General features: G+C 47.5%; 25 protein-coding genes. 5 read left to right on the top strand and 20 right to left on the bottom strand.

All coding sequences use genetic code 11. From position 1 onward, the window contains the following. Positions 1-32: 32 nt before the first annotated feature. The 14 genes from csrA to ACFQPF_RS15475 all read right to left on the bottom strand — a co-directional run bounded on the left by csrA (position 33) and on the right by ACFQPF_RS15475 (position 12,124). Positions 33-260: a carbon storage regulator CsrA gene (csrA, locus tag ACFQPF_RS15410; protein ID WP_379750594.1), complete on the bottom strand. Its 228-nt coding sequence runs from the start codon at positions 258-260 to the stop codon at positions 33-35. A 1-nt stretch (position 261) separates the two neighbouring features. Then, entirely contained in the window at positions 262-714 is a 453-nt protein-coding gene (gene fliW / locus ACFQPF_RS15415) for a flagellar assembly protein FliW (RefSeq protein ID WP_379750595.1), read from the bottom strand. Then, positions 701-1,276: a DUF6470 family protein gene (locus tag ACFQPF_RS15420; RefSeq protein WP_379750596.1), complete on the bottom strand. Its 576-nt coding sequence runs from the start codon at positions 1,274-1,276 to the stop codon at positions 701-703. Before ACFQPF_RS15420 ends, fliW begins: the two co-directional genes overlap by 14 nt. Before the next feature lie 165 nt (positions 1,277-1,441). Beyond that, the gene (gene flgL, locus ACFQPF_RS15425; RefSeq protein WP_379750597.1) at positions 1,442-2,314 is read right to left on the bottom strand and encodes a flagellar hook-associated protein FlgL; all 873 of its coding nucleotides are present in this window, start codon (positions 2,312-2,314) and stop codon (positions 1,442-1,444) included. Between the two features lie 9 nt (positions 2,315-2,323). Next, entirely contained in the window at positions 2,324-3,811 is a 1,488-nt protein-coding gene (flgK, locus tag ACFQPF_RS15430; protein ID WP_379750598.1) for a flagellar hook-associated protein FlgK, read from the bottom strand. Between the two features lie 21 nt (positions 3,812-3,832). Then, entirely contained in the window at positions 3,833-4,291 is a 459-nt protein-coding gene (locus ACFQPF_RS15435; protein WP_379750599.1) for a flagellar protein FlgN, read from the bottom strand. Between the two features lie 9 nt (positions 4,292-4,300). Next, positions 4,301-4,576 carry a flagellar biosynthesis anti-sigma factor FlgM gene (gene flgM, locus ACFQPF_RS15440; RefSeq protein ID WP_379750667.1) on the bottom strand — a complete coding sequence of 92 codons (276 nt, stop codon included), beginning with the start codon at positions 4,574-4,576 and terminating at the stop codon, positions 4,301-4,303. A gap of 111 nt (positions 4,577-4,687) precedes the next feature. Continuing rightward, complete coding sequence (locus ACFQPF_RS15445) at positions 4,688-5,077, bottom strand: TIGR03826 family flagellar region protein (protein ID WP_379750600.1); 390 nt, start codon at positions 5,075-5,077, stop codon at positions 4,688-4,690. A 64-nt stretch (positions 5,078-5,141) separates the two neighbouring features. Then, positions 5,142-5,843, bottom strand: coding sequence for a ComF family protein (locus ACFQPF_RS15450; protein ID WP_379750601.1), 702 nt, complete (start codon positions 5,841-5,843; stop codon positions 5,142-5,144). Next, on the bottom strand, positions 5,836-7,212 hold the full coding sequence (locus ACFQPF_RS15455; RefSeq protein WP_379750602.1) for an ATP-dependent helicase ComFA: 1,377 nt from the start codon (positions 7,210-7,212) through the stop codon (positions 5,836-5,838). Before ACFQPF_RS15455 ends, ACFQPF_RS15450 begins: the two co-directional genes overlap by 8 nt. Before the next feature lie 15 nt (positions 7,213-7,227). Beyond that, entirely contained in the window at positions 7,228-8,079 is an 852-nt protein-coding gene (locus ACFQPF_RS15460) for a DegV family protein (RefSeq protein WP_379750604.1), read from the bottom strand. Between the two features lie 109 nt (positions 8,080-8,188). Beyond that, a complete protein-coding gene (locus ACFQPF_RS15465; RefSeq protein ID WP_379750605.1) occupies positions 8,189-9,136 on the bottom strand; it encodes an ROK family protein in 948 nt (315 codons plus the stop codon). A gap of 1,106 nt (positions 9,137-10,242) precedes the next feature. Next, complete coding sequence (locus ACFQPF_RS15470; protein ID WP_379750606.1) at positions 10,243-10,965, bottom strand: response regulator; 723 nt, start codon at positions 10,963-10,965, stop codon at positions 10,243-10,245. Between the two features lie 13 nt (positions 10,966-10,978). After that, positions 10,979-12,124, bottom strand: a complete 1,146-nt coding sequence (locus ACFQPF_RS15475) for a sensor histidine kinase (protein ID WP_379750607.1) — start codon at positions 12,122-12,124, stop codon at positions 10,979-10,981. Positions 12,125-12,411: 287 nt separating this feature from the next. Between ACFQPF_RS15475 and ACFQPF_RS15480 the strand changes: the two genes are divergently transcribed. The 5 genes from ACFQPF_RS15480 (at position 12,412) to ACFQPF_RS15500 (ending at position 19,250) form a co-directional block, all read left to right on the top strand. Continuing rightward, entirely contained in the window at positions 12,412-13,050 is a 639-nt protein-coding gene (locus ACFQPF_RS15480) for a YigZ family protein (RefSeq protein ID WP_379750608.1), read from the top strand. Positions 13,051-13,212: 162 nt separating this feature from the next. Beyond that, a complete protein-coding gene (locus ACFQPF_RS15485) occupies positions 13,213-14,250 on the top strand; it encodes an LCP family protein (RefSeq protein WP_379750609.1) in 1,038 nt (345 codons plus the stop codon). Positions 14,251-14,408: 158 nt separating this feature from the next. Further along, positions 14,409-17,045 carry an SH3 domain-containing protein gene (locus ACFQPF_RS15490; RefSeq protein ID WP_379750610.1) on the top strand — a complete coding sequence of 879 codons (2,637 nt, stop codon included), beginning with the start codon at positions 14,409-14,411 and terminating at the stop codon, positions 17,043-17,045. A gap of 19 nt (positions 17,046-17,064) precedes the next feature. Then, positions 17,065-17,727, top strand: a complete 663-nt coding sequence (locus tag ACFQPF_RS15495; protein WP_379750611.1) for an SH3 domain-containing protein — start codon at positions 17,065-17,067, stop codon at positions 17,725-17,727. Between the two features lie 2 nt (positions 17,728-17,729). Beyond that, the gene (locus ACFQPF_RS15500) at positions 17,730-19,250 is read left to right on the top strand and encodes a SpoIID/LytB domain-containing protein (protein ID WP_379750612.1); all 1,521 of its coding nucleotides are present in this window, start codon (positions 17,730-17,732) and stop codon (positions 19,248-19,250) included. Between the two features lie 60 nt (positions 19,251-19,310). On the opposite strand, the gene ACFQPF_RS15505 is transcribed toward ACFQPF_RS15500, so the two are convergent. The 6 genes from ACFQPF_RS15505 to wecB form a co-directional block, all read right to left on the bottom strand. Further along, positions 19,311-19,439 carry a hypothetical protein gene (locus ACFQPF_RS15505; protein WP_379750613.1) on the bottom strand — a complete coding sequence of 43 codons (129 nt, stop codon included), beginning with the start codon at positions 19,437-19,439 and terminating at the stop codon, positions 19,311-19,313. A 391-nt stretch (positions 19,440-19,830) separates the two neighbouring features. Then, positions 19,831-21,087, bottom strand: a complete 1,257-nt coding sequence (locus ACFQPF_RS15510) for a glycosyltransferase family 4 protein (protein WP_379750614.1) — start codon at positions 21,085-21,087, stop codon at positions 19,831-19,833. A gap of 21 nt (positions 21,088-21,108) precedes the next feature. Then, positions 21,109-22,185: a glycosyltransferase gene (locus ACFQPF_RS15515; protein ID WP_379750615.1), complete on the bottom strand. Its 1,077-nt coding sequence runs from the start codon at positions 22,183-22,185 to the stop codon at positions 21,109-21,111. Further along, a complete protein-coding gene (locus ACFQPF_RS15520; RefSeq protein ID WP_379750616.1) occupies positions 22,185-23,297 on the bottom strand; it encodes a glycosyltransferase in 1,113 nt (370 codons plus the stop codon). Before ACFQPF_RS15520 ends, ACFQPF_RS15515 begins: the two co-directional genes overlap by 1 nt. Then, entirely contained in the window at positions 23,294-24,670 is a 1,377-nt protein-coding gene (locus tag ACFQPF_RS15525) for an O-antigen polymerase (RefSeq protein WP_379750617.1), read from the bottom strand. The genes ACFQPF_RS15520 and ACFQPF_RS15525 overlap by 4 nt, the downstream gene beginning before the upstream one ends. A 30-nt stretch (positions 24,671-24,700) precedes the next feature. Then, a complete protein-coding gene (gene wecB, locus ACFQPF_RS15530) occupies positions 24,701-25,756 on the bottom strand; it encodes a non-hydrolyzing UDP-N-acetylglucosamine 2-epimerase (protein ID WP_379750618.1) in 1,056 nt (351 codons plus the stop codon). Positions 25,757-25,762: the final 6 nt, after the last annotated feature.

The raw sequence follows: 25,762 nt of genomic DNA on the forward strand, positions 1-25,762 counted from the left end.
ATCGACTATAGAAAACTAAAGTTTAATGAGTTTTAGTCTTTTTTGAAATTTTTTAAATGATTAAGTACACCAATTCCTTGTACAGCAGCATTGCTGTTTTCTTCTTGTATGGCGATGTATATCTCTTTGCGGTGAATTTCAATAGATTTTGGCGCTTTAATTCCAATCTTGACTTGATCTCCTTCAACGGATAATACCGTTAACTCAATATCTTCTCCAATTTTTAAGGATTCTGTAACTTTTCGAGTGAGGACGAGCATCTTAAACCTCCTCTTTGGTGATTGACTGTCTTGTTGTATAGGGTGTATTTGTTAACACAACTTGTTTACCATTTTGATTTTTTAAATTGATGATAAGCGGCGCCTGCAAATTAATGGTTGAATGCTGAAAAGGATCGGCTGCTGTCAGAATCGCTTGTACGAGAACATCTTTAGGTTCATTGATTTCCAATTTCTCTGCCTCACTCACGGACAGATCAAAATCGTACTCTGGATAAAAAACAAAGGGATCTGCTGTAAAGAATCCTAATTCCTTCGTATTGAGAGATTGTAGAAGTGAGAATGCTGTGTCCTCAATTGGCAGCAAAACAAATTCACGTTCTTCTTCAAACCCTGGAATACCGGTATTGAACGAAATAACATCGGTTTCTTTTATTTCTAACTCTTCATCAAACTTAGTGTGTATAATCATAATTTTCTCCTTATTTTTTCTCATCTATTTCTAGTCCTATCACTTCTATATTAATTGACGGCCATTGCTTCATCTCACCGTGAACAACGCCTGGCGTATAGTTATGTTTTGGTTTGTTCACACACACTTCGATAACAGGTTTATTATCTTTGATATCAATATTAACTTTTGCAGGCTGGTAATCAATTTTCACACTACCTGCTGAAGGAACGAAGCCGATGTTAAAGTCATACATAGGACTTTCGCTGTTTTCCTTTGCCTGATCTGCAATTGGGTGTCCGCCATGCTCAATCATCATGAGTGCATCCCCTTGCTGTGCCATACGGGCGATACCTGAGAGCCAGTCGCTGTATCCGTTCTGTGCAAATTCTTCAATACGGCGGGCAATGGACTTTAAGTCCATGTCTTCACGCGCTTTTGTTTGATCAATGGACAGCTTGCCTGGAATGGTTTCTATTTGTAATTCTGCTTTTGGTTGCTGAATGCTTAGATCCGCTGGACGCTGCTCAATCTCTTGAGTTGGTTTCTGGATGTTAAGGTCTAGTTGTGCATTTGTCGTTTGTATTCTTAGCTGAGGAACGTTCATCAAGCTTCCTCCTTTTTTTAGGAAACTTGGCTGACAAATTCATTAAGTCAGCCCTAGTTGACCTTATACTATATACTTAATCTTTTTAAACTCGCCGTTATTCTTCATTGTAAAAAAGATATTCTACATATAGTGTAAAGAAAAGAGCTATCACAATGATAGCTCTTAGCGTAAAAAGTCTAATAATGAAGGCTGCATAATTCGTGCTCCGACACCAAGTGCTGCACGATGGACACTTTCCTGCATCTTCAAATCAGTTATGACTCGTTCAATGTCCGCATCTTCGTTGTCAGACAGAATGCGATTTGCAATAACTTCCTGTTCGCCGACACGAGCTTCAATTAGTTCAAGTCTGTTGCTTCTTGCCCCAATTTCAGCGCGTTCTGTCACGACATTGGTTAGATGCGTGTCAAGTTTTGATAAAAAACTGCCTACTGCGGCACCGTTTCCAGTCGACAGTGCTATTTCAAGATCCTTGATGTCTCCGAACATAGTACTGTTGAACAGTCTTGTAGGATCAATGTTTACTTTGACTTGAATTCCTTTAGAAAGTTCTAGGTTAACAGGTGCTGTATTGTTAGAAAATGACGTAACTGCAGTGTTAACCGGAGCTTGATCTGTATCCGTTCCGTTAAAAATATACTTACCTGCAACTTGTGTGTTCGCGATTGAAGCTAAATGTTCTTTTAACTGGCTGATTTCTGTTCCAATCATACTCATTTGAGAAGCTTCTAGTGTTCCGTTGCTCGCTTGTACTGTCAGCTCACGCACCCGTTGCAGTACACTTGTCGCTTTATCAATCGCCGCGTCGCTATTTTCCATCCAGCTGTATGCTTCGGAAAGGTTGCGCTTAAACTGCTCGACTTCAGTCAAGTTCGTGCGGTATGCCATACCTTTCATTGCGACTACTGGATCATCAGAAGGACGGCTAATCTTCTTACCTGTGGAAAGCTGATCTTGCGTTTTGCCCATTTTGCGGTAGCTATCGCTAATATGACGAAGTGTGTTATTTGATAACATCGTTTGTGTTACGCGCATTGTTTAACCCTACCTTCCGACAAGTCCCATACTGTTAATAATTTTATCAAGCATTTCATCCACTACTGTAATGTTTCGGGCAGCTGCATTATAAGCATGCTGAAACTGAATCATGTTTGTCATTTCTTCATCAATCGACACACCGCTCACACTTTGACGTCGGGATTCAACCGCTGATTTTAACACATCAGAGTTGTTTGTCAGACGTACGGCTTCTTGTGCTTCAACGGCCATGCCACCAATCATGCCCTCGTATGTACTCTTCAACTTAGTCGTGTTTTTTACTTCGGTCAGAGCTAAAGCGTTGTTGCCGTCACCTGCAGCAGTTGTATTGCCTGCTGCGATATTTTTCAAATCATTTTTAATATCATCATGAATCTTGAGTTGGCTAGCGAAGCCCGCTGTTTGAGTCGTATCTTTCGGGATGGTAATAACAGCACTTTTCAAAGCGAAAAAGTCAACATTTTGTGTGTTATTTAACGTGTGACCTGTTCTATGAACCCTGTTGAACTCAACTGCAAAATCATGAGCAAGCTTATCTAAATCATCTATCATTTTAGGATATGTCGTATTAAAAGCATCCTTTAATCCTGCAAGCTTTCCTCCAACATCAGTGCTTGTAAGAGGCACGGCTGGCGTTCCGATGGAGAACTGATTAATCTTCCCTGTCGCATCCTTTGTATAGGACATGTCCACACTTGTCAACGCAACACCGTCTACAAGCTTCCCAAGTGAAGTGGTTCCATCTTTCGCGATTAATTCAACCGTATATTTACCTGCAGCCATCGGCGAAGCTAGTCCGCCGCTTGCGGTAGTTGTCACTTTAATAGTAGCAAGCTCTGATAACCGATCCACCAAACTGTCTCGTTCATCATACAAATCATTCGGCAGGTAGCCATGCGGTTCGATCTCACTGATTTGTTTGTTGATGTTGTTGATCTGAGTCGTTAGTGAGTTGATTTCTTTAACCGTTATGTCTACCTGTGACTCGATGTCACTCTTAATGGATGAGAGCGAGTTGGACAAGTAGTTAAACGTTTCTGCTACCGCAATACCACGCTGGCGGACAACCGAGCGAGCACCAGAGTCGTCTGGATGGACGGAAAGATCCTGAAGCGACTGCCAGAAGCGGTCAAGCGTCTTGGACAAACCATTTTCAGACGGCTCATTCATGATGTCTTCCATTTTTTCAAGCGCCTCACTCTTTGCGTTCCAATAGCCAAACTTGTTGTTTTCACCGCGATACTGAACGTCTAGGAAGCCTTCACGTACACGCTGAACGGATCCTGCCTGCACACCCGTTCCCATCTGTCCCGGAATGCCAGGGCGGTTCATGCTTGCCGGTGGGTATGGCTCTGTCTGTACAAAGTTTACACGCTGACGACTGAAGCCAGGCGTGTTGGCGTTTGCAATATTATGACCTGTCGTTTGCAGGGCCGACTGCTGTGTGACCATACCGCGTCTTGCTGTCTCTAGCCCGTGAAATGTTGAACGCATTTTGCAATTCCTCCGTATCTATTACGCTTTTGAATCAAACAGTGACGCGCCTGCCGAGCCGTACCGCTTGCCCTGCGGTTTCGTGTAGGTTACCGGCTCTTTTTCCGGCAGCAGCGTGCTAAGCGACATATTAACAAACTGAAGTGACTGCTGCAGCAGCTGCTGATTCAGCTCGTTCACCTCTTTTAAAGACTGATAGTTTTGAGACAGCTCGTGCTGCAAAGAGGAAAGTCTCTCTCTTTCCGAGCCACTCGCTTTTTCGGCAATATCAGAGACTGTTTGACCGGCGAAATGTTGCTGACGCTCTACCTCAATATTTTGCAGCTCCTTCGTCTCGCCATCTTCTTCTTTTAAGAGGCTATTCAATTTCTGCATATCACCTTTATTGATAGCCTCTGTTTTTTGCTGTCCGAGCGTAATCAGCTTCTTATGAATCTCGTTTAAGTGATCTAGCAGGTTAATCATGTTAGAAGCTTCCATCGCGGCCTCCTACTTCTTAAACCAAAAGTCCAGGAATGACTTGGCTGTCTTTTCCGGCTTGACGTTGTATGTTCCGTTCTCGATCTGTTTCTTGATCTCATCGATCTTCGCTTTTCGTTCTGCTTCTGACTTTAGAGCCGATTGAAGGTTTTTCGCTTCAGAAGAGATGTTGATCTCGTCCTTTTGCATCGGTTTCTTGCTTTGCTCAGCTGGCTCATTTTGCTGCTTTTTATATGGATTATGATGATTCACAGAATTAAAGTTATTGATTTTCATTGCTTTCACCTCATCTATTTTGTCATATGCTGATCTGCGTGATCTAGGTGACAAAACTCTTGCTTCTAACTACTATATCGGCTGTGATTCTTGTTTTTTTAGCGGGCGATAGCCCTATTTCTATTGTCCCGTATAGTAAGAACTCCTCAATTCTTCTTGCTTCGTCTTGATTAATTCTTCTATCTTTAGATCGTTTTGAATCTTTGTTTTACAACCTTCGCACAATCTGCCATCAAGAATCGGAGAATCGCATCCGTCGCACGGATACGTGAAGTTCGGAAACCCGACGACTCGAATGCGGCCTTGATGAATAAACTTGATGATCGTCTTTTCCGGCACCCCTGTTTTGTGGTGCGTGTCCAGCAATGTGGCCAATCGGTTCTCACTACGGCGGACGAATTTATACACCAGGTCGTACTGCTTCTCTTCTTCCTTATAACACACATCGCAAGTTTCACGAATTTTCTTTACGTACAGCTTTCCGCACTGCGGGCAGTTGGTCAGGTCCATGACGATAACGCTCCTTTGTACCCCTCTTTTGATTAAGTATCGGCATAAAGCACGTTTTGTTTAATCATCGTGCAAGGGTGATAGAAGAGACTGATGACGCCCCTGCTTCAAGCAGCTCTTTCGCCGCCTGCCTAATCGTCGAACCCGTCGTGTACACATCGTCCACGAGCAGCACGTCTTTTTGTGAAACGTCCATTATAGCACTGAACAGCCTGCCTGATATATTCATTCGCTCAGCACGCGACTTTTTGCTCTGCTTTTCTTCGTGCGATGTGCGGACCAGCACACTGTGGACGTGCGCCACCCCATTTGTGATGAGCAGTGACTGATTAAACCCCCGTTCAAGGTGACGCTCCTCACTAAGCGGGATTGGGACGAGAAAATGACGGCGAAATTCCTTCTTGTAAAGTGTTCGAACTTTTTGGTGAAACACCTTCGCCAGTTCCGCATCTCCGCGGTATTTATATTTCGACAGCATTTCCTGCATGTGTGAATTATAGACATAAAGCGACCGGTTTCGCGCGAGCACCCCGTGCCAATTCTCGTCTTCCTCCCACCTGATGCAGTCATGGCACATGTTATCCTGTCGATATTGCTCGGGAAATAATGAAAAAGATCGACCGCATATATTGCAAATTTCGCCCTTTATTTCCTGTAGCTGCTCGTCGCAATTCTGACAAAGCCCATTATCACTGTGCAGGTTAAATAAGCTTTCCCAAGTTAAGTGAATAGCGTAGTCGGTGTGGCAATAAAGGCACCTACTCATGCGCACCCTCCTTGTTCATCATGTTGATGTGCCGGACCGCCTTGTTCATCGCTTCGGACTTTGTGTGATAAAGAAACACCACATCGCCTGAAGGATCATCCGCCTTCCGTCCAGCACGGCCAGCTATCTGGACAAGTGCGCTTTCGGTGAATATGTCTTCCTCGGCACCAAGTACAGCGACATCCAAGTATGGTACCGTTACGCCTCTTTCTAAAATGGTTGTGGTGACGAGCAGCTGAATTTCACCGCTGCGAAAGCGGAGCACTTTTTCTTTACGATCTAGGTCCTCTGAATGGACGCCTTCAGATGATGGGAAATCATGCTGGATGAGAGGAAGGATGCATTTCAGCAGCTTGATGGATGGGACGAATAAGAAGCCGTTGCGGTTTGTTTCTTGAAGCTGGGTCAGCCATTTCATAAGTGTGCGTGGCAGCTTGCCTTGCTGGATTTTCTTGCTCCAGTTCCAGCACATCTCTAATCTCGGAACAGGAAGTGGGTGTCCATGAAAGCGGCGGGGAATTTTGACGGTTTGCAGCTTGCTTGATTTGGCTAGATTTCTCATCGTGCGGTTTGGTGTCGCTGATAAATAGAGCAGTGCGGCGTTATCTATTGCCGCTTTTTTCACTGCGTTCTGAAGGGTAGTGTCGTAGGAATACGGAAACGCGTCCACCTCGTCGACGATCACGGTGTTAAACGCTTGTTTAAATCGGTACAGCTGATGAGTGGTCGATATGACGAGCTGTCCTGGAGTGTCTCTTTCTTCTGAGCCGCCGTATAGGGCGGAGATGCTCGTTTCGGGAAAGGCTTCCCGCAGTCGCGGCGCAAGCTCGAGCACGACATCCGTCCGCGGTGTGGCGATGCAAACGCGCTCTCCTAATTGAAGTGCCTTTTGGATGCCTTGAAAAAGAATCTCCGTTTTTCCAGCACCGCAAATCGCCCATATTAACGTTTCGCTCCTGCTGCCAATGGCGCGAACGACCGCTTCACTCCCTTTTTCCTGCCACGGTGAAAGGGTCCCGCTCCAGGTTAACGGGTCTTGAAGAGTCGGCCAATGATAAGGCACCGCGCATTCATACAGCAGCGAGCACTCACTCACCCGCCCCATCATTATGCAGTGCCGGCAATAATAGCACATCTCTTTTTTGCAGCGGTAACAAGTAAAGTGGGCAAACAGCTGAGGATCACGGTTCTCACACCGCTGGCACTCATATCGTCCTTTCACTTTCACCACTCCTGGTGTGTGCTGTGTGACACCGTCCAACTCATGGTCTGTGAAGGGCAGTTCCTCACGCAGCAAAATTCGGCCATACAAAAACCGCATCAACTTGTCATTGATGCGGTGCTCTGAAGTGCTTTCGTAGGAGTTCATCACGTACCTCCCGTATTATCTTTTTTTATACCACGTAATACCGAGCGATCCTTCGCCAAGGTGCGTGCCGATTACCGGTCCGAAATAGCTCATCGTGATGTCGGCGTTCGGATACAATTCACGAATTTCCTCTTGAATCTCACGCGCTTCTTCTTCACGTCGGGCGTGAATGACGCAGACACGGATGTCGTCGCCGTTCTGGATGTCTTGATCCATGATCTCATAAATGCGCTTGATCGCTTTTTTCTTTGTGCGCACCTTTTCAAACGGGACGATTTTCTTGTCCTCAAAATGAAGGATCGGCTTGATCTGCAAAAAGTTGCCGACCAAAAGCTGAGCCGTGTTCAAACGTCCGCCGCGGTGCAGGTGATTCAGATCATCGACGATAAAATAAGCAGGAATGCCCTGCGCCATCATGGCTTCTAGCGTGTACATGATTTCATCACCAGATGCTCCTGCTGCCGCCATTTCGGCTGCTTTTTCAACATAAAAGCCTTGCGGGGCACAGCTGATCTCGGAATCAAACACATGCAGCTTAATGCTATCGACCATGTCTCCTGCTGCGAGCGCACTTTGATACGTGCCGCTGATTCCGCTTGATAGCGTGATCATGACCGCTTCGTCATAATTGTTGGAGAGCTTTTCGAGCAGCTCAACCAGCTCGCCGATTGCCGGCTGCGAGGTTTTCGGCAGAGCGCCTTCGCTTCCGACCATATCATAAAAATCGTCATTGCTTAATTCCACTTCTTCTTTATACGTTTCGTTGTTGATGATGACATTAAGCGGAATCATTACAATGTTCTTCTCTTCCCTAAGCTTTTCTGGAAGGTATGAGGTACTGTCAGTGATTATTGCAACTTTAGCCATTGTAAATTCCTTTCCTTTGTGCTCCCTTGAGCGTTGTTTCTCTACCTTACTAGTTTACATCATTAACTAATAAGTTTCATCTAACTCTTACCAGAACACATTGAAAGGTTTAAAACAGTGTACAATAATTCTGATTTTCGTTCAGATACTGTTTTTGGCAAAGTGCAGCCGCACCGTACAGCACAGACTGGTCCGCCAGCGCTGAAATGCCCAATTCCACCGGAAAAGGGATGTTGTTTTTGAGCATTTGATCAATTTTATGCAAATATTTTTCCGCACTCTTTCCGACGCCACCACCTATAAGAACAAGCTCTGGATTCAGCAGAGACACCATGTTCGTGATAGCCATTCCGAGATGAAGGACACTTTCGTCGATGATCGACACAGCGAGCTCGTCCCCTTGCTGTGCCAATTGAAACACCTCGTCTGTCTTCGTCAGTTTTCCAGATTGGTCCGAATAAGCTTTCCCGATCGGATAACCGCCCATCTTGCTGCTTAAAAAGCCGTAGCCTTCTTTAACCGGCGTGAATCCTTTATCCGCCGCATCACAATCACTGATCATGTACCCGATCTCACCTGCACCAAAATTGGACCCGCGGTACAGCTTCCCATCAAGCATCAGCCCCGCTCCGATACTCGTGCCGACCATAATCAAGATCACATCACGCTTTCCCTTAGCCGCCCCATACACCGCTTCACCGAGCAAGCCGGTGTTCACATCGTTCTCTACAAATACCGGGATCTTCAGCTTCTCTTCCAAAGCCTTTTTCACATGATAATGCTCCCACTTTAAATTCGGCGCACTGTACACGATGCCTTCCACAATATTCACCACACCTGGCACACCGAGGCCTGCGCTTGATACTTGATCGATTGAAACGTTCTGCTGCTGCAGAATGGATTGTATCCGGCTGCTCAGCTCTTCAATAAGGCCTGTATCTACATAATCTTGCGTTGAAAATTCATCGCTCGCTACGATCTCCCCATCGAGGCGGCACAGCGCTGCTTCCACGTTCGTTCCGCCAATATCCACCGCAATAATGTATTCCTTCGTCATGCCGTCACCTCCGTTTGTTCTCTTTACCCTATTGCACGTGTATGTAAAATGAGAGTTCGATTATTTCTTATTCTGCTTAATCGGGGTGGAAACCTTTTTTGATGGTGACAAGCTTTTGTGATGGGGGTACGGTACTCATGGGGTACGGTACCATTTGCATAGAACACCGTCTTATCAGGCGTTTTGGCTGTATGGTACCGGACCCCAGGTTCTTAATTAGCTATATTAGGGCAGCTCAACTGTAAAATAACGGAATGTTGCCCGCGTATGCCATATTGCGCCCGTGCTTTACCAAATCACGCCCGCAATGTGTAGCTGACGGGCCGTCCGCACCAATTACACAGCCGCAAATGTGTCGAACGCGCCCGAGTCAACATAAGAATAAGCTCGCGAGCAAATTAATTACGCTTTTTATGTACTATTCTCACTCCGAGACCTAACTTTCACAACAAAAAGAGGCTCACTGGCATGAAATAACCTCCCAGCAAAGCCTCTTTCTCAAAAAAACAGCAAATTTATCAGATCTTAACTAGTCAAATTACCTCTTCACCACCGCAAAAAATTGTTAAATAACGGAATTAGACCCGCGGACTAAGATTTCTGACCCGCGCTTTTGGTTTTAGACCCGCACTCTTGCTGAACGGACCCGCGCGGTACGATTCTAGACCTGCATTTATAAAGTACAGACCCGCGCCACCATAAGAATAAGCTCTCAAGCAAATTAATCACGCTTTTAAAGGCCTACTCTCACTCCCAGACCTAATTTTCACAACTAAAAAGAGCCTCACTGGCATGAATAACCTCCCAGATAAGCCTCTTTAACATAAAACAGCAAATTAAAAGATCTTAACTTGTTAAAATACCTCTTCACTAGCTCTCACGAAATGTTAAATTCCGGAATGTCGCCCGCACTTCCTAAACTGCGCCCGCGACGTCCTGCATCACGCCCGCAGATGTCTAAATGTCAGCCGCGCTTCACTCTCTCACGACCGCAGCCGTGTCGAACACGCCCGCGCCGCCCTAAAACACTTCAAACGCCAACAAAAAAGAGACCCACCAGCAGTATCCACTGCCTGTAAGGCCTCTTCCAACTAACATTTAAGTACTTATCTCACCTTTACCCAGCCGTTTTTGATGGCTTCGACTACGGCTTGGGTGCGGTCGTTTACGTTCATTTTCTGCAATATGTTTGATACGTGGTTTTTGACCGTTTTTTCGGAAATGAACAGCTCTTCTCCGATCGTGCGGTTGCTGCGGCCATCAGCCAATAGCTGAAGGACTTCGCATTCGCGACGTGTCAGGATATGAAGCGGCTTGCGGTATTCCACTTCCTGAAAGCCGATGTTCTTGTCGTCTTTCGGGCTTGTGGACAGGCGGCGGAATTCGTTCAGCAGGTTGTACGTGATCTTCGGGTGCAAATACGCGCCCCCGTCTGCCACTACTCGGACCGCTTCGATCAAGGAGTCCGCGTCCATTTCTTTTAATAAGTATCCACTTGCGCCAGTCTGTACGGCGTGTGAAACGTATGTTTCGTCGTCGTGAATCGACAATATAATAACCTTTGTATCAGGCGCTTTTTCAATTAAACGGCGTGTGGCCTCTACACCGTTTACGTGTGGCATGTTGATGTCCATCAATACGACGTCCGGGTTGTGGTCGCGCACGATGTCTTCAGCTTCGGATCCGTCATCGCCTTCTGCTACGACAGAGAAGTTGTCTTCCATATCCAGAATTCGTTTGACTCCTTCGCGGAATAAGCGGTGGTCGTCGATAATCGCGATCGTTGTTTTGTCTGTTGAGCTCGAATCCACCATGTTAAGATTTGGCATTGTGAGTCCCTCCCTAATTCTGTATCGGAATTTGAATGTATACACTTGTGCCGAATTTCGGCCGTGAATGGATTTTTAGCGTACCGTCTAGCAGATCAACGCGCTCTCTCATGCCCATCAGGCCGAATGAGTTCGTTTTCTGCGGTTTGTTCATGTCAAAGCCTTTTCCGTTGTCTTTGATATAAAGTGTAACGAATTTTTCAGTAAACTCAAGCTTTACCTGTATTTCATCGGATTCGGAATGCTTGCAGGCGTTGCTGACCGATTCCTGCACGAGCCGGAAGAGCGCGATTTCCATTTTGGTCGGAAAGCGCATTTCCTTGCCGAGTGACTGCAGCTGAATCCGAACCCTCTGGCTTTCCTCGACATTTCGCAAATATTTACGAAGTGTAGGCACAAGGCCAAGATCGTCGAGTGCCATCGGCCGGAGATCGTAGATGATGCGCCGTACTTCCTTTAGCGCGCCGCGCACGAGCTCGCGCAGATCCTTGATTTCCGTTTGCGCCGCATCCTTGCCTCGTTCCATGAATATCTTTTCCACGAGCTCGGATCGGATAAGAACGTTCGCCATAAGCTGGGCGGGTCCGTCATGTATCTCGCGCGATACACGCTTCCGCTCTTCTTCCTGCGCCTCGATGATCTGCAGTCCGAACTCCTGCTTTTGCTGAGCGTCCTGGACGAGCTCGTTCAGCTTTTTTAGATCGCCGCTTAAGTAGGTCAGTACGACGGAAATCTGTCCGGCGAGCGCCTCGGCCTTGCTTACCGTGTCCTTTAAGGCGAACAATCGGCGTTCGAGGTCGTCGCGCTTTTCGCGCAGCTGCTTTTCGGTCTGGCGGATGATCGACAGCTCGATTTGGATGTGATTGGCGTTTTCGTACGATTCACGAATATCGTTTTCGCTGTACTTCTGGAAATGCTTGCTCACCTCGGCTAGGCGGGATCGTGCTTCACGTGCGGCGGATTCGAGCACATCGGTCCGCGCGATCGTTTCGAGCACCTGGTCCTTCACCATCTCGAGTTCCTTTGAAAGCGTCATAAATTCCTGGCGCGAATGCTCGCTGATGTCGAAAATCTGTGTTTTGCTTTCTTTTACCGTATCAATGGTTTTATCTAAGATTCCATCCAATAGCTTTGGATCAAGAGCCAGTTTTGCCGACATGTTAATTTCCCCCAATTAAAACAGTAAAGAAAACGGCACTTTCTATCTAGAACCTTCTTTCCTATTTCAGCGTAGGTCTTCGTATCTATAAAGTGGTACTTTATATACCCGCTATTTATACTAAATTCGAGCAAGTGTGGAATTTTATGTCTATTTTAAGAAAAAATTGTTGGATTTAATTTTCGCTTATATAATGAAAGGATAACATTTAGTCAGCAAGATATATATATGTTTCGACAATTCCCTATTTTAAGATTATGTTACAGCACACAAAAGGAGTAAACGATATGCTATCCAACTATCTTACCGTGAAAGAATCCGGTGAGCATGAGTTCGTCATCGAGCGTTCACGGTTCATCGCTCATATCGCCCGCGCCGAAACCGAGCAAGAAGCGATTGATTTTATCGCACAAATAAAAAAGCAGCACGCCTCTGCCAATCATAACTGCTCCGCGTACGTGATCGGAGAGCATGATCACATCCAAAAAGCGAACGATGACGGCGAACCGAGCGGCACGGCGGGGGTTCCGATGCTTGAGGTGCTCAAAAAACGTAAGCTTAAAGATACGGTCGCCGTTGTAACACGCTATTTTGGCGGCATTAAGCTCGGTGCCGGCGGATTGATCCGCGCATACGGAAAATCGGTGAGCGAAGGGCTGAACGCGATAGGTGTCGTAGAGAGAAAATTAATGCAAGTTGTGCATACTAAGATTGATTACACCCTGCTCGGTAAGGTAGAAAACGAGCTCAGAGCATCGGACTACAGCATTAAAGAGATGAATTACCTAGAAAGAGTTGAAATTTTGAATTATGTTCCGATAGATGAGGTGTCACACTTTAACGAATGGATGACGGATTTGACGAATGGACAGGCCGTCATAGAGAACGGGGAATGTGAATATCTTGAATATTTCATGAACAATTAGCAGGCATCCCCAACAACAGTCACTGCATGTCGAATGATTTACCGTTGCATTCATACAGGACTTATTGTCTAAATTTTCAAGTTGAGTTATGATGAGAGAGTTATTCATCTTTCAAAAATCGACAAGATCTTTATATATTATTAACCGTTTAGGAGCATAATTATGGACCAGCATAATACCTCGAGAATTCGACGAAAAAAAATAAGGCGCAGCCCTTTTAAAAGGCTGATGCGAAAGCTATTGTTCCTGCTTATGGTAGCAGGACTTGCCGCACTCGCATACGGCGGATATTTATTTTATAAAGCGTATGAAACGGCAGATAACAGCTTCGTTAAGCTCGACGATCCTAAATCGGATCTGCGGCTGGATGATGTGACGCTCGGCGAGGATCCGGTTACGATCCTGCTCGTAGGGATTGAGAACTATCAGGAAAATGACATCGGCCGTGCTGACGTGATCCAGCTGATCGCAATCAATCCGGAAACGAAGGAAACGGTGTTTGTCCCGATCCCGCGTGATACACGGACGTACATCCCAGCCGCTGAGCGAAAGGATAAGATCAACCATTCTTATGCTTACGGTGAGGAAGGTACGAGAGAAAAAGCGGTCATGGAAGCAACGGAAGAGCTGCTTGATGTGCCGATCGACTATTTTGTTTCCACTAACTTTGAAGGCTTCGAGAAAGTGGTCGACGAGCTTGGCGGCATTACAGTCAACGTTCCTTTTGACTTCAAACAGCCTTCCTTTAAACGAATGATTTACTTTAAAAAGGGCGAACAAGAGCTGAACGGTGAGGAAGCACTGGCGTTCGTTCGAATGAGAAAGCAGGATCCTCGCGGTGACATCGGCCGTAACGCGCGCGAACAGGAAGCTGTTCGTGCCATCATGGAAAAAGCGGTCTCTCTTCAATCGATCACAAAAGCGGATAACGTTCTCGATCAGCTTGGTGAGAATGTGAAGACGAATATCTCGACACGTGAAATGTTTGCGCTCCGAAACTTTTATAAAACGATTCGAAACAAAGAATTTGAAACACTGCATCTCGAAACGTATCCTGAATACATTAACAATGTGTCCTACCTCATCCCTCGAGATGAATCGAAGCAGGAAATTACTGACGAATTGAAGCGAATTCTTGAATACAAAGAAAGCAGCACGTCAGAAACTGATAGCACGACGACGGAAGAAACCACTCAATAAGGACAGATTTAAACCTCTGATGAAAATAATCAGAGGTTTTTTTAATTTTCGCTAAATATTTTGAAATAGCTGTCGATAAAAGTCACATCGTAGAAGTTTTTTGTCTTGGATATAAAAGCATTGCTTCTTCGTGTCAACTTTTGTTAAGGAGCTTAGAAATGAATAAGATACTAGCAACAACAGTAATAGCAGCTGGCAGTATTCTTCCGTCATTTTCTCATAGCACGTATGCTGAAGCCGTTACCACTGTACAGATCAGCAAAAATATCCCGATTCATGCCACTCATTCGATCACGTCAGATACCCTGCTGACAACTGAACAAACAACTAACGCCACCGTGCTTTCATTGATCAAAGACAACACCATCAAATGGATTCAAGTGAAATTAACAACAGGCCAAACAGGCTGGGTACAATCCACTCAGCTTCATTTTTCTGCGCAGAAAATAATCGTCACCGGAAGTGATGTGAACGTACGAAAAGGCGCATCCACGGCCTACCCTTCCATCACGAAGCTGCAAAAAGGCATGCAGCTGTCTGCTCTTTCTCAGTTCATCAACGACAAAGGTGAGCTATGGTATGAAGTTGACCTTGGCAACGGCAAAAAAGGCTGGGCCATTTCTGCTTACTTCAAGCCAGTCGCAGCACCGGCCACTTACAGTAACCAAACTTCCCTCAACGCCAAAATGATTATTAACACACCACTTGCAGAGGTCAGGAAAGGCGCATCATTATCTTACCCTGTTTCTGTAACATTAAAACGCAATACGCCTGTTATTTTGCTGTCTCAGTTTACGAACACAGCCGGCGAAAAATGGGCCAGAATTCAAAGCGAAACCACGACCGGCTGGGTAAAGGAAGCTGTTCTTTCCCGCCCAGAAGTCAAGCCGTATGTGGGCAAAACGTTGAAAACAAACACCGCTGGCGCTCTGGTTCGAAAAGGAGCATCTGCTGCTTATGCAGCCGTTATCACGCTGCCCGCACAAACCTCCATCAAAGTCATCGATCAATACACGAACTCGAAAAAAGAGCTATGGCTGCGCGTAGAAGTTTTGGGCAAAACCGGCTGGATCTCGGCCAAACAAGTCACCCTTCCGACGGCCACATTAAATCAAACATCTTATTATATCGCTAACCATAACACCCTCGTGCGCAAAGGGGCTTCTTCCACCTATGAAGCGGCAGCGACACTGGCACGGGGAACAAAGGTACTCATCGTTTCAGAGCACACGGCAGCATCTGGTGAGAAATGGTTCCGTATCGAGTTCGCTCCTGGCAAGTACGCCTGGACACCGGCCAAATCGCTGACAAACACGATGCCTGTCACGCAGAGCATCTACACTACCGTCGATAAGGCGAACGTACGAAAAGGCGCTGCTACTACCTACGGCGTGGTCACTTCTTTATCAAAAGGAACAGCACTCAGCGTCCTGAGCCAATCGGCGGCAAGTGACGGCACCGCCTGGTATCAGGTTCAGTACAGCATGACCGGCTCGGGCTGGATTCATTCTTCTATCATTTCAACAAAATCGGTGGCGATCAGCCAGAAAAAAACCATCGGAACACGCAGCGCAAAGCTATACAGCGGTGCTGATTTAACCTACAAGGTGATCACTCCGCTGCCGAACGGGTCAGCCGTTACAGCTTTAAAAGAATACATCAACTCATACGGCCAGAAATGGTACTCCGTCCGCACAGCGAGCGGTGTAATCGGCTGGACGCCATCATGGGAAGCCTACAATGCCGGCCAAAGTGTGCCAACAGTTTATGCGAAAAGCAAGACCGTTCTCTTAAAAGGAGCTTTCGCCGATTCCGGCACAGCCGCTTCTCTCACAGCCGGCAGTCCTTTGAAACTGCTATGGTCGCTGGATAACTGGTATTTCACAGAAAACGCTTCAGGCGTCCGCGGCTGGATTGTGAAGGACTTGACGACAACAAGTATTCCGAAAAGCCTGCGCTCTCCTGCTCTCGCGAAGCTCGCTGGCGATGCCCACTCTATCAAATGGACGAAGGCTGGAGCCGGCGCGGTCAAATACACGATGAACGGAACGAGCCAGATCAAGATCACTGGCGACGCGACACAGATTGAAGTGCCGTCGTTCAAAACACCAGGTGTAACGAGCTATAGCGTGGCAACGAACACAAACGGAACGCAAACCTTGACTGTGAACATCGCTTCCACACACACGTTCACGATCCGCAACTATAAAGAATCGATGACTTTAAAGGTCATGCCAAAAGGACTGATCGGCAAGAAAATCATCATCGACGCGGGACATGGCGCGCATGATGTCGGCGCTGTCGGGCCGACAAGGCTTTATGAAAAGACCGTGAACCTTGAAACCGCCCTGAAATTGAAAAAAGAGCTGGAAGCGTACGGCGCATCTGTCATCATGACACGCTCAACCGATATTTTCCTAGAGCTGCCGGATCGTACGGCTATCTCTAACGCAAGTGATGCCGATGCGTTTATCAGCGTCCACTCGAACTCTCACAGCTCCACATCGCGCGGAACGCAGACGTTTTACAACACATCGGTTTCGTTCAACGGACCGAAAAGCAAGACATTGGCAATGTACGTGCAAAACTCTCTTTACCCGGAAATCTGGACGTATAACCGCGGCTACACACACCAGACGTTCTATGTGAACCGCATGAACGAGATTCCTAGTGCACTAGTTGAGCTGGCTTTCATTTCTAATCCAGCGGAAGAAAAGCTCATGCGCACAGACAGCTTTAAGCAAAAAGCGGCAGTCGGCATCCGTAAAGGACTGCAAAACTATTTTAATAACTAAAATTCAGGGGGATATTTTGATGAAACGATTCAATAAGCTAGTCATCGCAGGAGCACTTGGAGCCGCTTTAACCGCTTCCACTCTCTCACCTGCAGCAAAAGCAGAATCCAATGTTTTATTAGCAAGTGTGGAATGGGTGAATTCTCTTATCAATCCGCTTCAGTCAAAGGTCACTTCTCTTGAAGCGAAGGTCGCTCAGCAGCAAAGTGAAATCAACGCGTTGCGCACAGCCATCCAGAACGGCGCTCAGCCTCCTGCCGCTGTACCAAGCCAGGTATACGTGAGCCCATCAACGGTCAAGATTCATTCTGGCGCGGCAACTAGCTACAAAGTGGTCAGCCAAAAGGTCAAGGGCGACCTGCTTGCTGTCAGTGGAAAGTATGATGCGTCAACAGGCATCTGGTACCTTGTGAAGACATCATCAACCGGAACAGGCTGGATCTTTTCCGGCAACGTGTCAACGTCTCAAGTAGCGAAGCCAACATCTGTTGTGGCAAAAGCGAAACTGACGATGCGTAAAGGCGCAGCTTCAAGCTATGGCGTTGTCGCGTATATCGCATCTGGAACGACTGTCAAATATGTAGGAAGCTTCTCGACGTCAACAGGTGAGCTGTGGCTGAACGTCCAAAACGCAAGCGGGCAGCGCGGCTGGATCCTTAACGCCAACTGCGAGGTGAAGTAATCATGCTTCGCCACAAGATTTTGGCGGCAGCCCTTGCGATACCTTTAGCTGCTGCCCCTTGGTTCGCTGACTCTGCATCTGCCGCTCCGAAGGCTCCCATCAGCACACCTGTCAACGTGCAGCTGATGCACCATACCACGTTCGGATTGAATTTGAACGGATTTTATGAGCTATCTAACCTGGATACGGGAAGCAAAATGCTGCTCACGCCTTCCTTGATCTCGACGGTATCGTATGAAAGCGGCAAAGTGTCTATAGCTGGCAGTGGCCTTACTCTTTCTTCGGTCAAAGGCTTCACAATCTCTGAGCTGGAAGGCAGCGGCGTTCAGCTCGTTACCTTTTCCAGTGCGACCGAGATGAAAAGCGGTGCTGCCGACACGTACGAGGTGAAATACTCGTTCGTGAAAGGTGAAGCGGCAGAATACGTGGATACATTGACGACTCCAGCTGGTGAAACGTGGTACAACGTGAAAAATGCTTCCGGTGCCGTCGGCTGGGTAAAAAACACCACAGCGTACGCGCCAAAAGCAGCGCCTTCTCTGTCATTGTTCGGCGTCAACAGCAAGCGGTACAGAGGAAACATTGATCTTACACAATCCAGCTCGAAGGTGAAGCTCATCAACCGTCTCGACATGGAGGATTACTTAAAAGGTGTTGTGCCAGCGGAAATGCCGGCAAGCTGGCATGCGGAAGCGTTAAAGGTACAAGCTGTCGCCTCCCGCAGCTACGCCTTCAAAACCAACGTTCTGCAGCCGAACACATCGAGCCAGATGTATTTAGGCTATGATAAGGAAGATGCCCGCTCAAATGCAGTCATTGCAGCGACGGCAGGGCAATATGTGAAATACAACGGCAGCCCGATTCAGGCTTTCTTTTATTCAACGAGCGGCGGCAAAACAGCGAACGTCAGTGATGTTTGGAGCTCAAATCAAGCTTCCTACCCTTACCTCGTATCGGTGGACAGCCCTGGTGAAACCTCTCCATACAACAACTGGACGTTCACGTATTCATCATCTGAGCTTCTCTCCAATTTCGGATTGAGCCCTTCTGCTGCTCTGTATTCCGTTTCCCTTGTCGCGCCAGGCGCGAACGGCGAGGTGCGCGGCGCTAAGCTGAACACGTCACTCGGTTTAAAGGAGTATAGCGGAAGCGATTATGATATGCGTAAGTACTTTAAGAACGGCACGACATTGGCACGTTCGAACTGGTTCACGATCGACGCTGATAAAACGTACAACATGAAAACGGGGTCCGGTACGCAAAGTCAATTCGGCATTAAAGGCGCCTCCGTCCAAACGGCAGACGGCGTTGTTTCTGTCAGCACTCCAACCGTGAGCATTCAAACCGCCTCAGGCACCATCACGAAGGAAGCAGATCCGAAGACCATCTCCATCAACGGAAAAGGCTACGGACACCGCATCGGCATGAGCCAATACGGAGCCGATGCCTTCGCGAAACAAGGCTGGAGCTATTCGAAAATTTTAACGCACTATTATAAAGGGACCGTAGTCGGACCGAAATAAGCATGAAGCCAGGCATGAGAGCCTGGCTTTTTCTTTGTTTTTAAACAGATGTTTAAATTGTTAAATCACAGCGGGGAATTGCGCGCCGTTCACATCGTTTTTTCTGTCGTTCCGCGCCATTCCCATCAAATTGCGAGCGGGTTTTTTATTTTTTCGCGCCGAGTGGTCCTGCACGGCGATTTGAGACAAGTCAAATTCCCCCTCCTCTCAGCTTTCGCGCCATTTTTTAAATTTGCGCGCCATACTTGAGATTTGCACGCCGCACCAGAATAATGCGCGCCGGTTGACTCTTCATTCGCGCCGTTCAGCGGTTGCGTGCGGTTTCAGCTGTATTGCGCGCGGCTTTTATTCACTACCCTGTATTTGCGCGCCACAATCACCAACTTGCGCGCCAGCGGCCTTCTCCAATCAATCCCCCACTCAACACCCCTAACAAATAAAGGAAACTTGGCTGACGCCATGCCTTTAAGTCAGCCTTAGTTGCCCTTACACTATGTACGTTAACTTTTTGCCACGTCGAGTAATCATCTTGTAAAAAAGTTATACTTTCCTATAGTGCAAAAAAACAAGCTCAAAAGGATTACCCTCTTGAACCTGCTTCTCTTTCTCTCTCACTGCTCGCGTCTTTTATATTCTCCAGCAGATCATCGACAATGCGTTTCCACGAGTATTCCCGAATCACAAAGTCTCTGCCGTTTTCGCTTAACGTACGGTATTCGGCTTCACTTAACTCAGCAAGGTATCTGACCTGCTGCGCGATCGCCTCGACGTTTTCTGGCTCGGCAACGGCACCACACGCATTCGATGAAATCAGCTCCGCCGCTTCTCCTTCGCCGCAATACAGCACCGGTGTGCCGGTCGATAACGCTGGGAAAATTTTAGACGGACGTGCGCCCTTGAAAATCTCTAAGTTCTTCAACGGAACGATGCTATAATCGCTGATCGAGAACACCTTTGGCATCATGGCCACCGGTACCGAATCCTTGAACGTCACGTTATGCAACTTTTTCTCTTCCTTCATCGATAGCAGCATCTCTTTTTCCTGGCCGTCACCAATGAAGAGGAAATGCACATTCGGCAGCTCGTCTCTCACTTTTTCCGCCACTAACAAAATGGAATCCAGTCCTTGCGCGTAACCCATCGTGCCTGTGTAGGCGAAGACTTTTTTCCCGTGAAGGTTGAGCTCGTCCATCAGCTCCTGATCCGGCTCGAGCGGAGCGAACGTATCGGTGTTCACGCCGTTCGGCAGCATGAACGAATCGTGCGGCCGGCCTGATTTCTCGCCCATGTAAGCAGAGATTCCTTCTGTCGCACCCGCCATCTTCCACGAACGCTTATAAAGGAACATCTCGAGCCACTCGGCAAGCGCGATAAACTGTTTGTTTTTCACGAGGCCGAGCTTGACCGCCGACTCGGGCCAGATGTCCGCCACGTTAAAGACGAACTTAGCACGCTTAAAGAGCGACCCCACATATCCCGTAATCCCTAGAAAGAGCGGCGGGGACGTACAGATGATCACGTCCGCTTTTTTCGAAACAGCCAGCGAATAAAAGGAGCTGAACGTAAAAGAAAAATAAGACATCAACCGTTTCCAGAAGCTTCCCTTCGGACTTGGGTAGATCCACGAACGATGCACCGAAATGCCGTCATACTCTTCTTTCATGTAAAAGCGTCCGCGGTATCCTTCTGGGATCACACCCATCGGATGGTGCGGGAAAGCGGTCAACACTTCGACTTGATGGCCGCGGCTCATCAACTCTTTTGACACTTCATATACCCGTATTTGAGGCGCCCCGACTTCAGGCGGAAAATGCTGATTTAAAAAGATAATTTTCATTGTACTCTCACCTTCAATTTCTTACACCGACTGCGTCTCGTTGATTGTTTGATGATACAGTTTTTCCATTCGTGAGGCATTTTCATACCAATCATACTCGCGCTTGACGTGCTCTATGCCTTTACGCCCCATCGATAGCCGTGTTTCTTCGTCCTCAATAAGCTGAACGATGGCAGCGGCGAGAGCATCTGGGCTCTCCTTTGGCACGATCAAGCCTGTTTCGCCCTCGATCACCACTTCTGGCAGTCCGCCGACATTCGTGACGACGACCGGAACTCCGCACGCCATTGATTCGACTGCCGCAACACCGAACGATTCCTGGTCACGAGACGGCACGACGAAAATGTCCATACTGTTAATGTACTTCGGCACCTGATTGTTCGGCACCTTGCCTGTAAACGTGACGTGATCATCGATTCCAAGGTCAGCCGAAAGTCTTTGATAATCCATCAGCTGCGGTCCGCCGCCGACGATTACCAGCTCTGTGCTTGGATGCTGATCATGGACTCTTTTGAACGCTTGTATCAATGTGCCGATGCCATATTTATCCGAGAGCGCCTTAACGATGCCGATTTGGAGTCCTTGCTTTTTCTCTACGTCCATCGGTTTAAAGATCGATAAGTCGACACCGAACGGCGTGATGTGGATCTTCTTATCCGTATATTGAGCCGTTTCTTTTCCCATCACATGGCTCGTCGAGCAGATTCCCTCTGCCTGGCGCAGTGTGTATTGTATCAGCTTGCGGTTCACTAGGTTCTTTTTCGGGAATTCAAAAATATCCGTGCCCCATACACTCACGTAAAACGGGTGGTACCCGGCAAGTGCGCCGATCAGGCCATAGCTCGAGATAAAGTGCGCATGAAAAATATCTGGCTGAAACGAGCGCAATATTTTCTTTACGGCCGGAACCGCGCCAAAGTAGCTAAGCTTTCCTGGCAGGTTCTTTGGCAGGATCACCGTATCGACCTCACGCGCGTTTTCCTCTGAATAGTGGTCCGCGAACGTGGCGACCTTTACCTGCCAGCCTTTTTGCTGAAAGTACAGCGCCCATTTTTGCGTATGAATCGACCGTCCTGGTGCGAGCAGCAGCAGCTTCATCAGCTCTCACCTACCAGCGTCTTTTTCACCGAACGAACGCGTGCGAGCCATGAATGCTTCTCCAGAAACGTGTCGGCGATGTTCGTACGATATGTGTCACACTGCTCTGCGACCGTCTCGATCGCTTTGATGAAATCGTCTCGCTTATCGTCGGATACGAGACCATAATGCCCGGATTCGATGAATTCCTGCTGTGCATCACAGTCGGTCGCCACGACCGGCAGACCGTTCGATAAGTATTCCACGAGCTTGACCGGAACAGAGAAATTGTTGTATTCGCTCTTCAAACGAGGGATGTACGCGTAATCCATGTCACGGTAGAGCATCGTCAGCTCGCTGCCGCTAATGTGCTTCAGCTCCACGCCAAGGTTTTGCAAGCGCTGCTTCTGGCTGTCAGGCAGCTTCATGTACTCCGCTTCACGGCATACGACCGTCAAACGCGGCTTCATCTTATCCGCCGGGTAGTTCTCGAGCGATTCGAGCAGCAGCGGCAAGCCGTAATCGTCGTTCGCGATGCCGCCGACATAGATGCCATGATGAGAGAACGTTTTCTCTACGCCAATGTTGTCTGTGACCTTGCCTCCAGGCGGAAGAGGTACCTTTGGCTGGTTGATGCTTACATACTTGCCCATCGCACTGCTTGGCAGGAAGATCGCCGACGCGTATTTTTCATAGAACTTTTCCTCGCGGCGGTAAACGGCCTGCATCACTTTCTTTTTCAAGCCTTTGAGCGGATATAGGTCATCGAACTTCCAGTACACATCACGGTAAAAGATGCCCATTGGGACATTGCGCTGCTTCAGGAACTTGAACACCTGTGCATCGATGAACGGCTTTTTCGGCTTATGGCCGGGATCGGTCAGCCAGATCGGGATCGTCTGGTTCTCGGCATAACAAAACCAAAGAGTGTCGAGCTTGCCTTCTGCTTTCAGTGAGCTGAAACGGGCTGCTCTTTCTTCTGATGTGCCGTTTAATTCGATAATCTCAACGTTCTCTTCGGCTCCCCATTCTCGGAACGCCTTTAGCATCTCTAACGGGCGAAGCTTCGAGCCGCTGTCTGCTTTTTCAGCCAGCTTGAACGGAAAATACACTAACACTGCTTTCTTACTCATTGTCCTGCTCCCTTACCATTTTTCAAGAAATCCATGATTCCTAATCTAACTTTCACGACAAGATACACAGAAAAAACGAAAGCAGAAATCATGATCCAAAGCGGGTTGAAGATAAAGTCAAAGAATCCACCCACGACAGAGCGTGGGATGTTGATCGTGAAATAAATGAACATGCCGAGAAACACCGGGTTCTTTGGCAGCCGCAGAAAAATCATATAAATGACGGCAAGAAAGAGCCCTAAGTAAAGAATCGACATAATCACTCCAGGGTAGGAGTAATTGGCATACGCTTCTCCGATAAAGAGCGTGTTCAGCACCCCGGCGGTTCCGGCTTCCACTTTATCAGGGTAAAAGTACCCCATCGCCACACGGCCAGAGCGCGCGTGCACCTGGTCGAACATCTGGTTGATAATGCCCGGAAAGCTGCTTCCATTGAGCAGCGGAAATTCGTTGCCGAACAGCTGCAGATGCATAAAGAACGGGGCGATCTGCGAAAGAAAGATTCGTCCGACAGGGCCAGAGTTAAACGATAAGAAGGTGGACGGATCGGCACCGAGAGCCGCATACATCCCGACGAGAAGGGCGAACCCTGCCGCGCCGAGCAACGCGATCCTTTTATATGTTAAGCGGATAAAGCCGACATAAATGGCGGCGAGAATCATGCTGAGCATATAAAAGAATACCGGAGATTTAGACAGATCGTATGTAGTGATCACAAACGATGCACTAATCAAACAAAGACTCAGAAGGATCCACTTTAGTTCCTTGCTCTTGTAGGCGTAAATGAACGCGATAATCGATAAAATCGGCGTAAGCGCAATCGCAAAAATATTGCGGATGAGCACGTTACCTTGGAATCCGCGTGATGCTTCAATACGAAGCTGTCCGAGGTTGTCACTGCCTTTTACGAGCTCAAGTAACGGAATCGTGTTCAGCTTCAGCATCGTGTACGCGACAGCCATGAGACAGATCGCGGACAAGCCGGCGAACAGCAGGAAGAATTCGGTTCTTTCCTTCTGAAACGGAAGCTCAACCGGTCTTTCGAAATACTCGTTGAATTCCTTCACAGCTGAGAATCCCACTAGCTTTTCAATCAAATAAACGGTTAAGGGAAGGACCACCATGACGGTGCAGACCAAAATAAAGCCAATCAGCCTGAATTTATCATCTGTCACTTTGTGCATCATATAAAACTGGTCGGTTTTCGTCACAATGAATAAGCTGCCAACAAAGCTTGAAACGAGCAGCGAATAGTAGAAAATCAGAGAGAGCAGGTTGGGCCTTAGCACGCTAAGGCTCCCTCCTGCTTTCTTAAACAATGTGATGGAAACTCCAAGTACGATCAGCCAGATCAGCATGTATGTCAAAAGCATTGTCTTCCCCCGTAACCTATTTGTCCAACATTATCCTTCAATCGCTTGTACGATCTTTTCAGACGCGTTCGCATCTCCGAAAATCTCTTTGTACTGCGGGTTCACTTCTTTACGTGTCGCATTTAGGATCGCTTCCACGTCCGTACCAACCAAAATGTTCGCTTCGCTTTCCAGCGTCTCTACCCACTCGGTTTGTTCACGCAATGTCACACAAGGAACCTGCATGAAATACGCTTCCTTCTGCACGCCGCCTGAATCGGTCAAAATCTTTTTCGCGTGGTTTTCTAACGTAAGCATATCCAAGTATCCAACCGGCTCGATCACGAGAAGGTTCGGTACAGCAGCCAAATCAAAGCCCATGCTCTCTAGCTTATGCTTCGTGCGCGGGTGGATCGGCCATACTTTCTTGTCCTCAATCTCAGAAAACGCCTTAAGGATGTTCGTGATGTTTTCAAGGTTATCCGTATTCTCCGCACGGTGAACCGTAATCAATAAGTAATCTTTGTTGCCTAGATTATGCTTGCTCAGGATATCCGACTTTTCAGCAGCAAGCTTGCGGTTGTACTCGACCGCATCGTACATCACGTCACCGACGTTGATCACGTTGCGTGTTATGTTCTCGTCCGTCAGGTTCTTCACGGCCGTTTCGGTCGGACAGAACAAGAATTCAGACACATGGTCTGTCATGATGCGGTTGATTTCCTCTGGCATCTTTTTGTTGAAGCTGCGCAATCCGGCTTCAATATGGATGACAGGCACGTGTAGCTTCGCGGCAGCTAGTGCACCGGCAAGCGTTGAGTTCGTGTCGCCGTATACAAGCAGGTAATCAGGCTTTTCATCCAGGATGATCGTCTCGATATCCGCAAGCATCTGTCCTGTCTGTTTTCCGTGGTTGCCAGAACCGACGCCAAGGTGGTAATCAGGCTTTGGAATGTGAAGCTCTTCAAAGAAAATATCGGACATGTTCGCATCGTAATGCTGGCCAGTGTGTACGATAATTTCTGTGTGTGATTTGCGCAATGCTCGTGAAACAGGAGCCGCCTTAATAAATTGTGGACGTGCACCTAGTACGGTTACAACCTTCATAATTAG

Origin of the sequence: Fictibacillus iocasae, from assembly GCF_042665465.1 — a bacterium.
Taxonomy (GTDB): Bacteria; Bacillota; Bacilli; order Bacillales; family Fictibacillaceae; genus Fictibacillus; species Fictibacillus iocasae.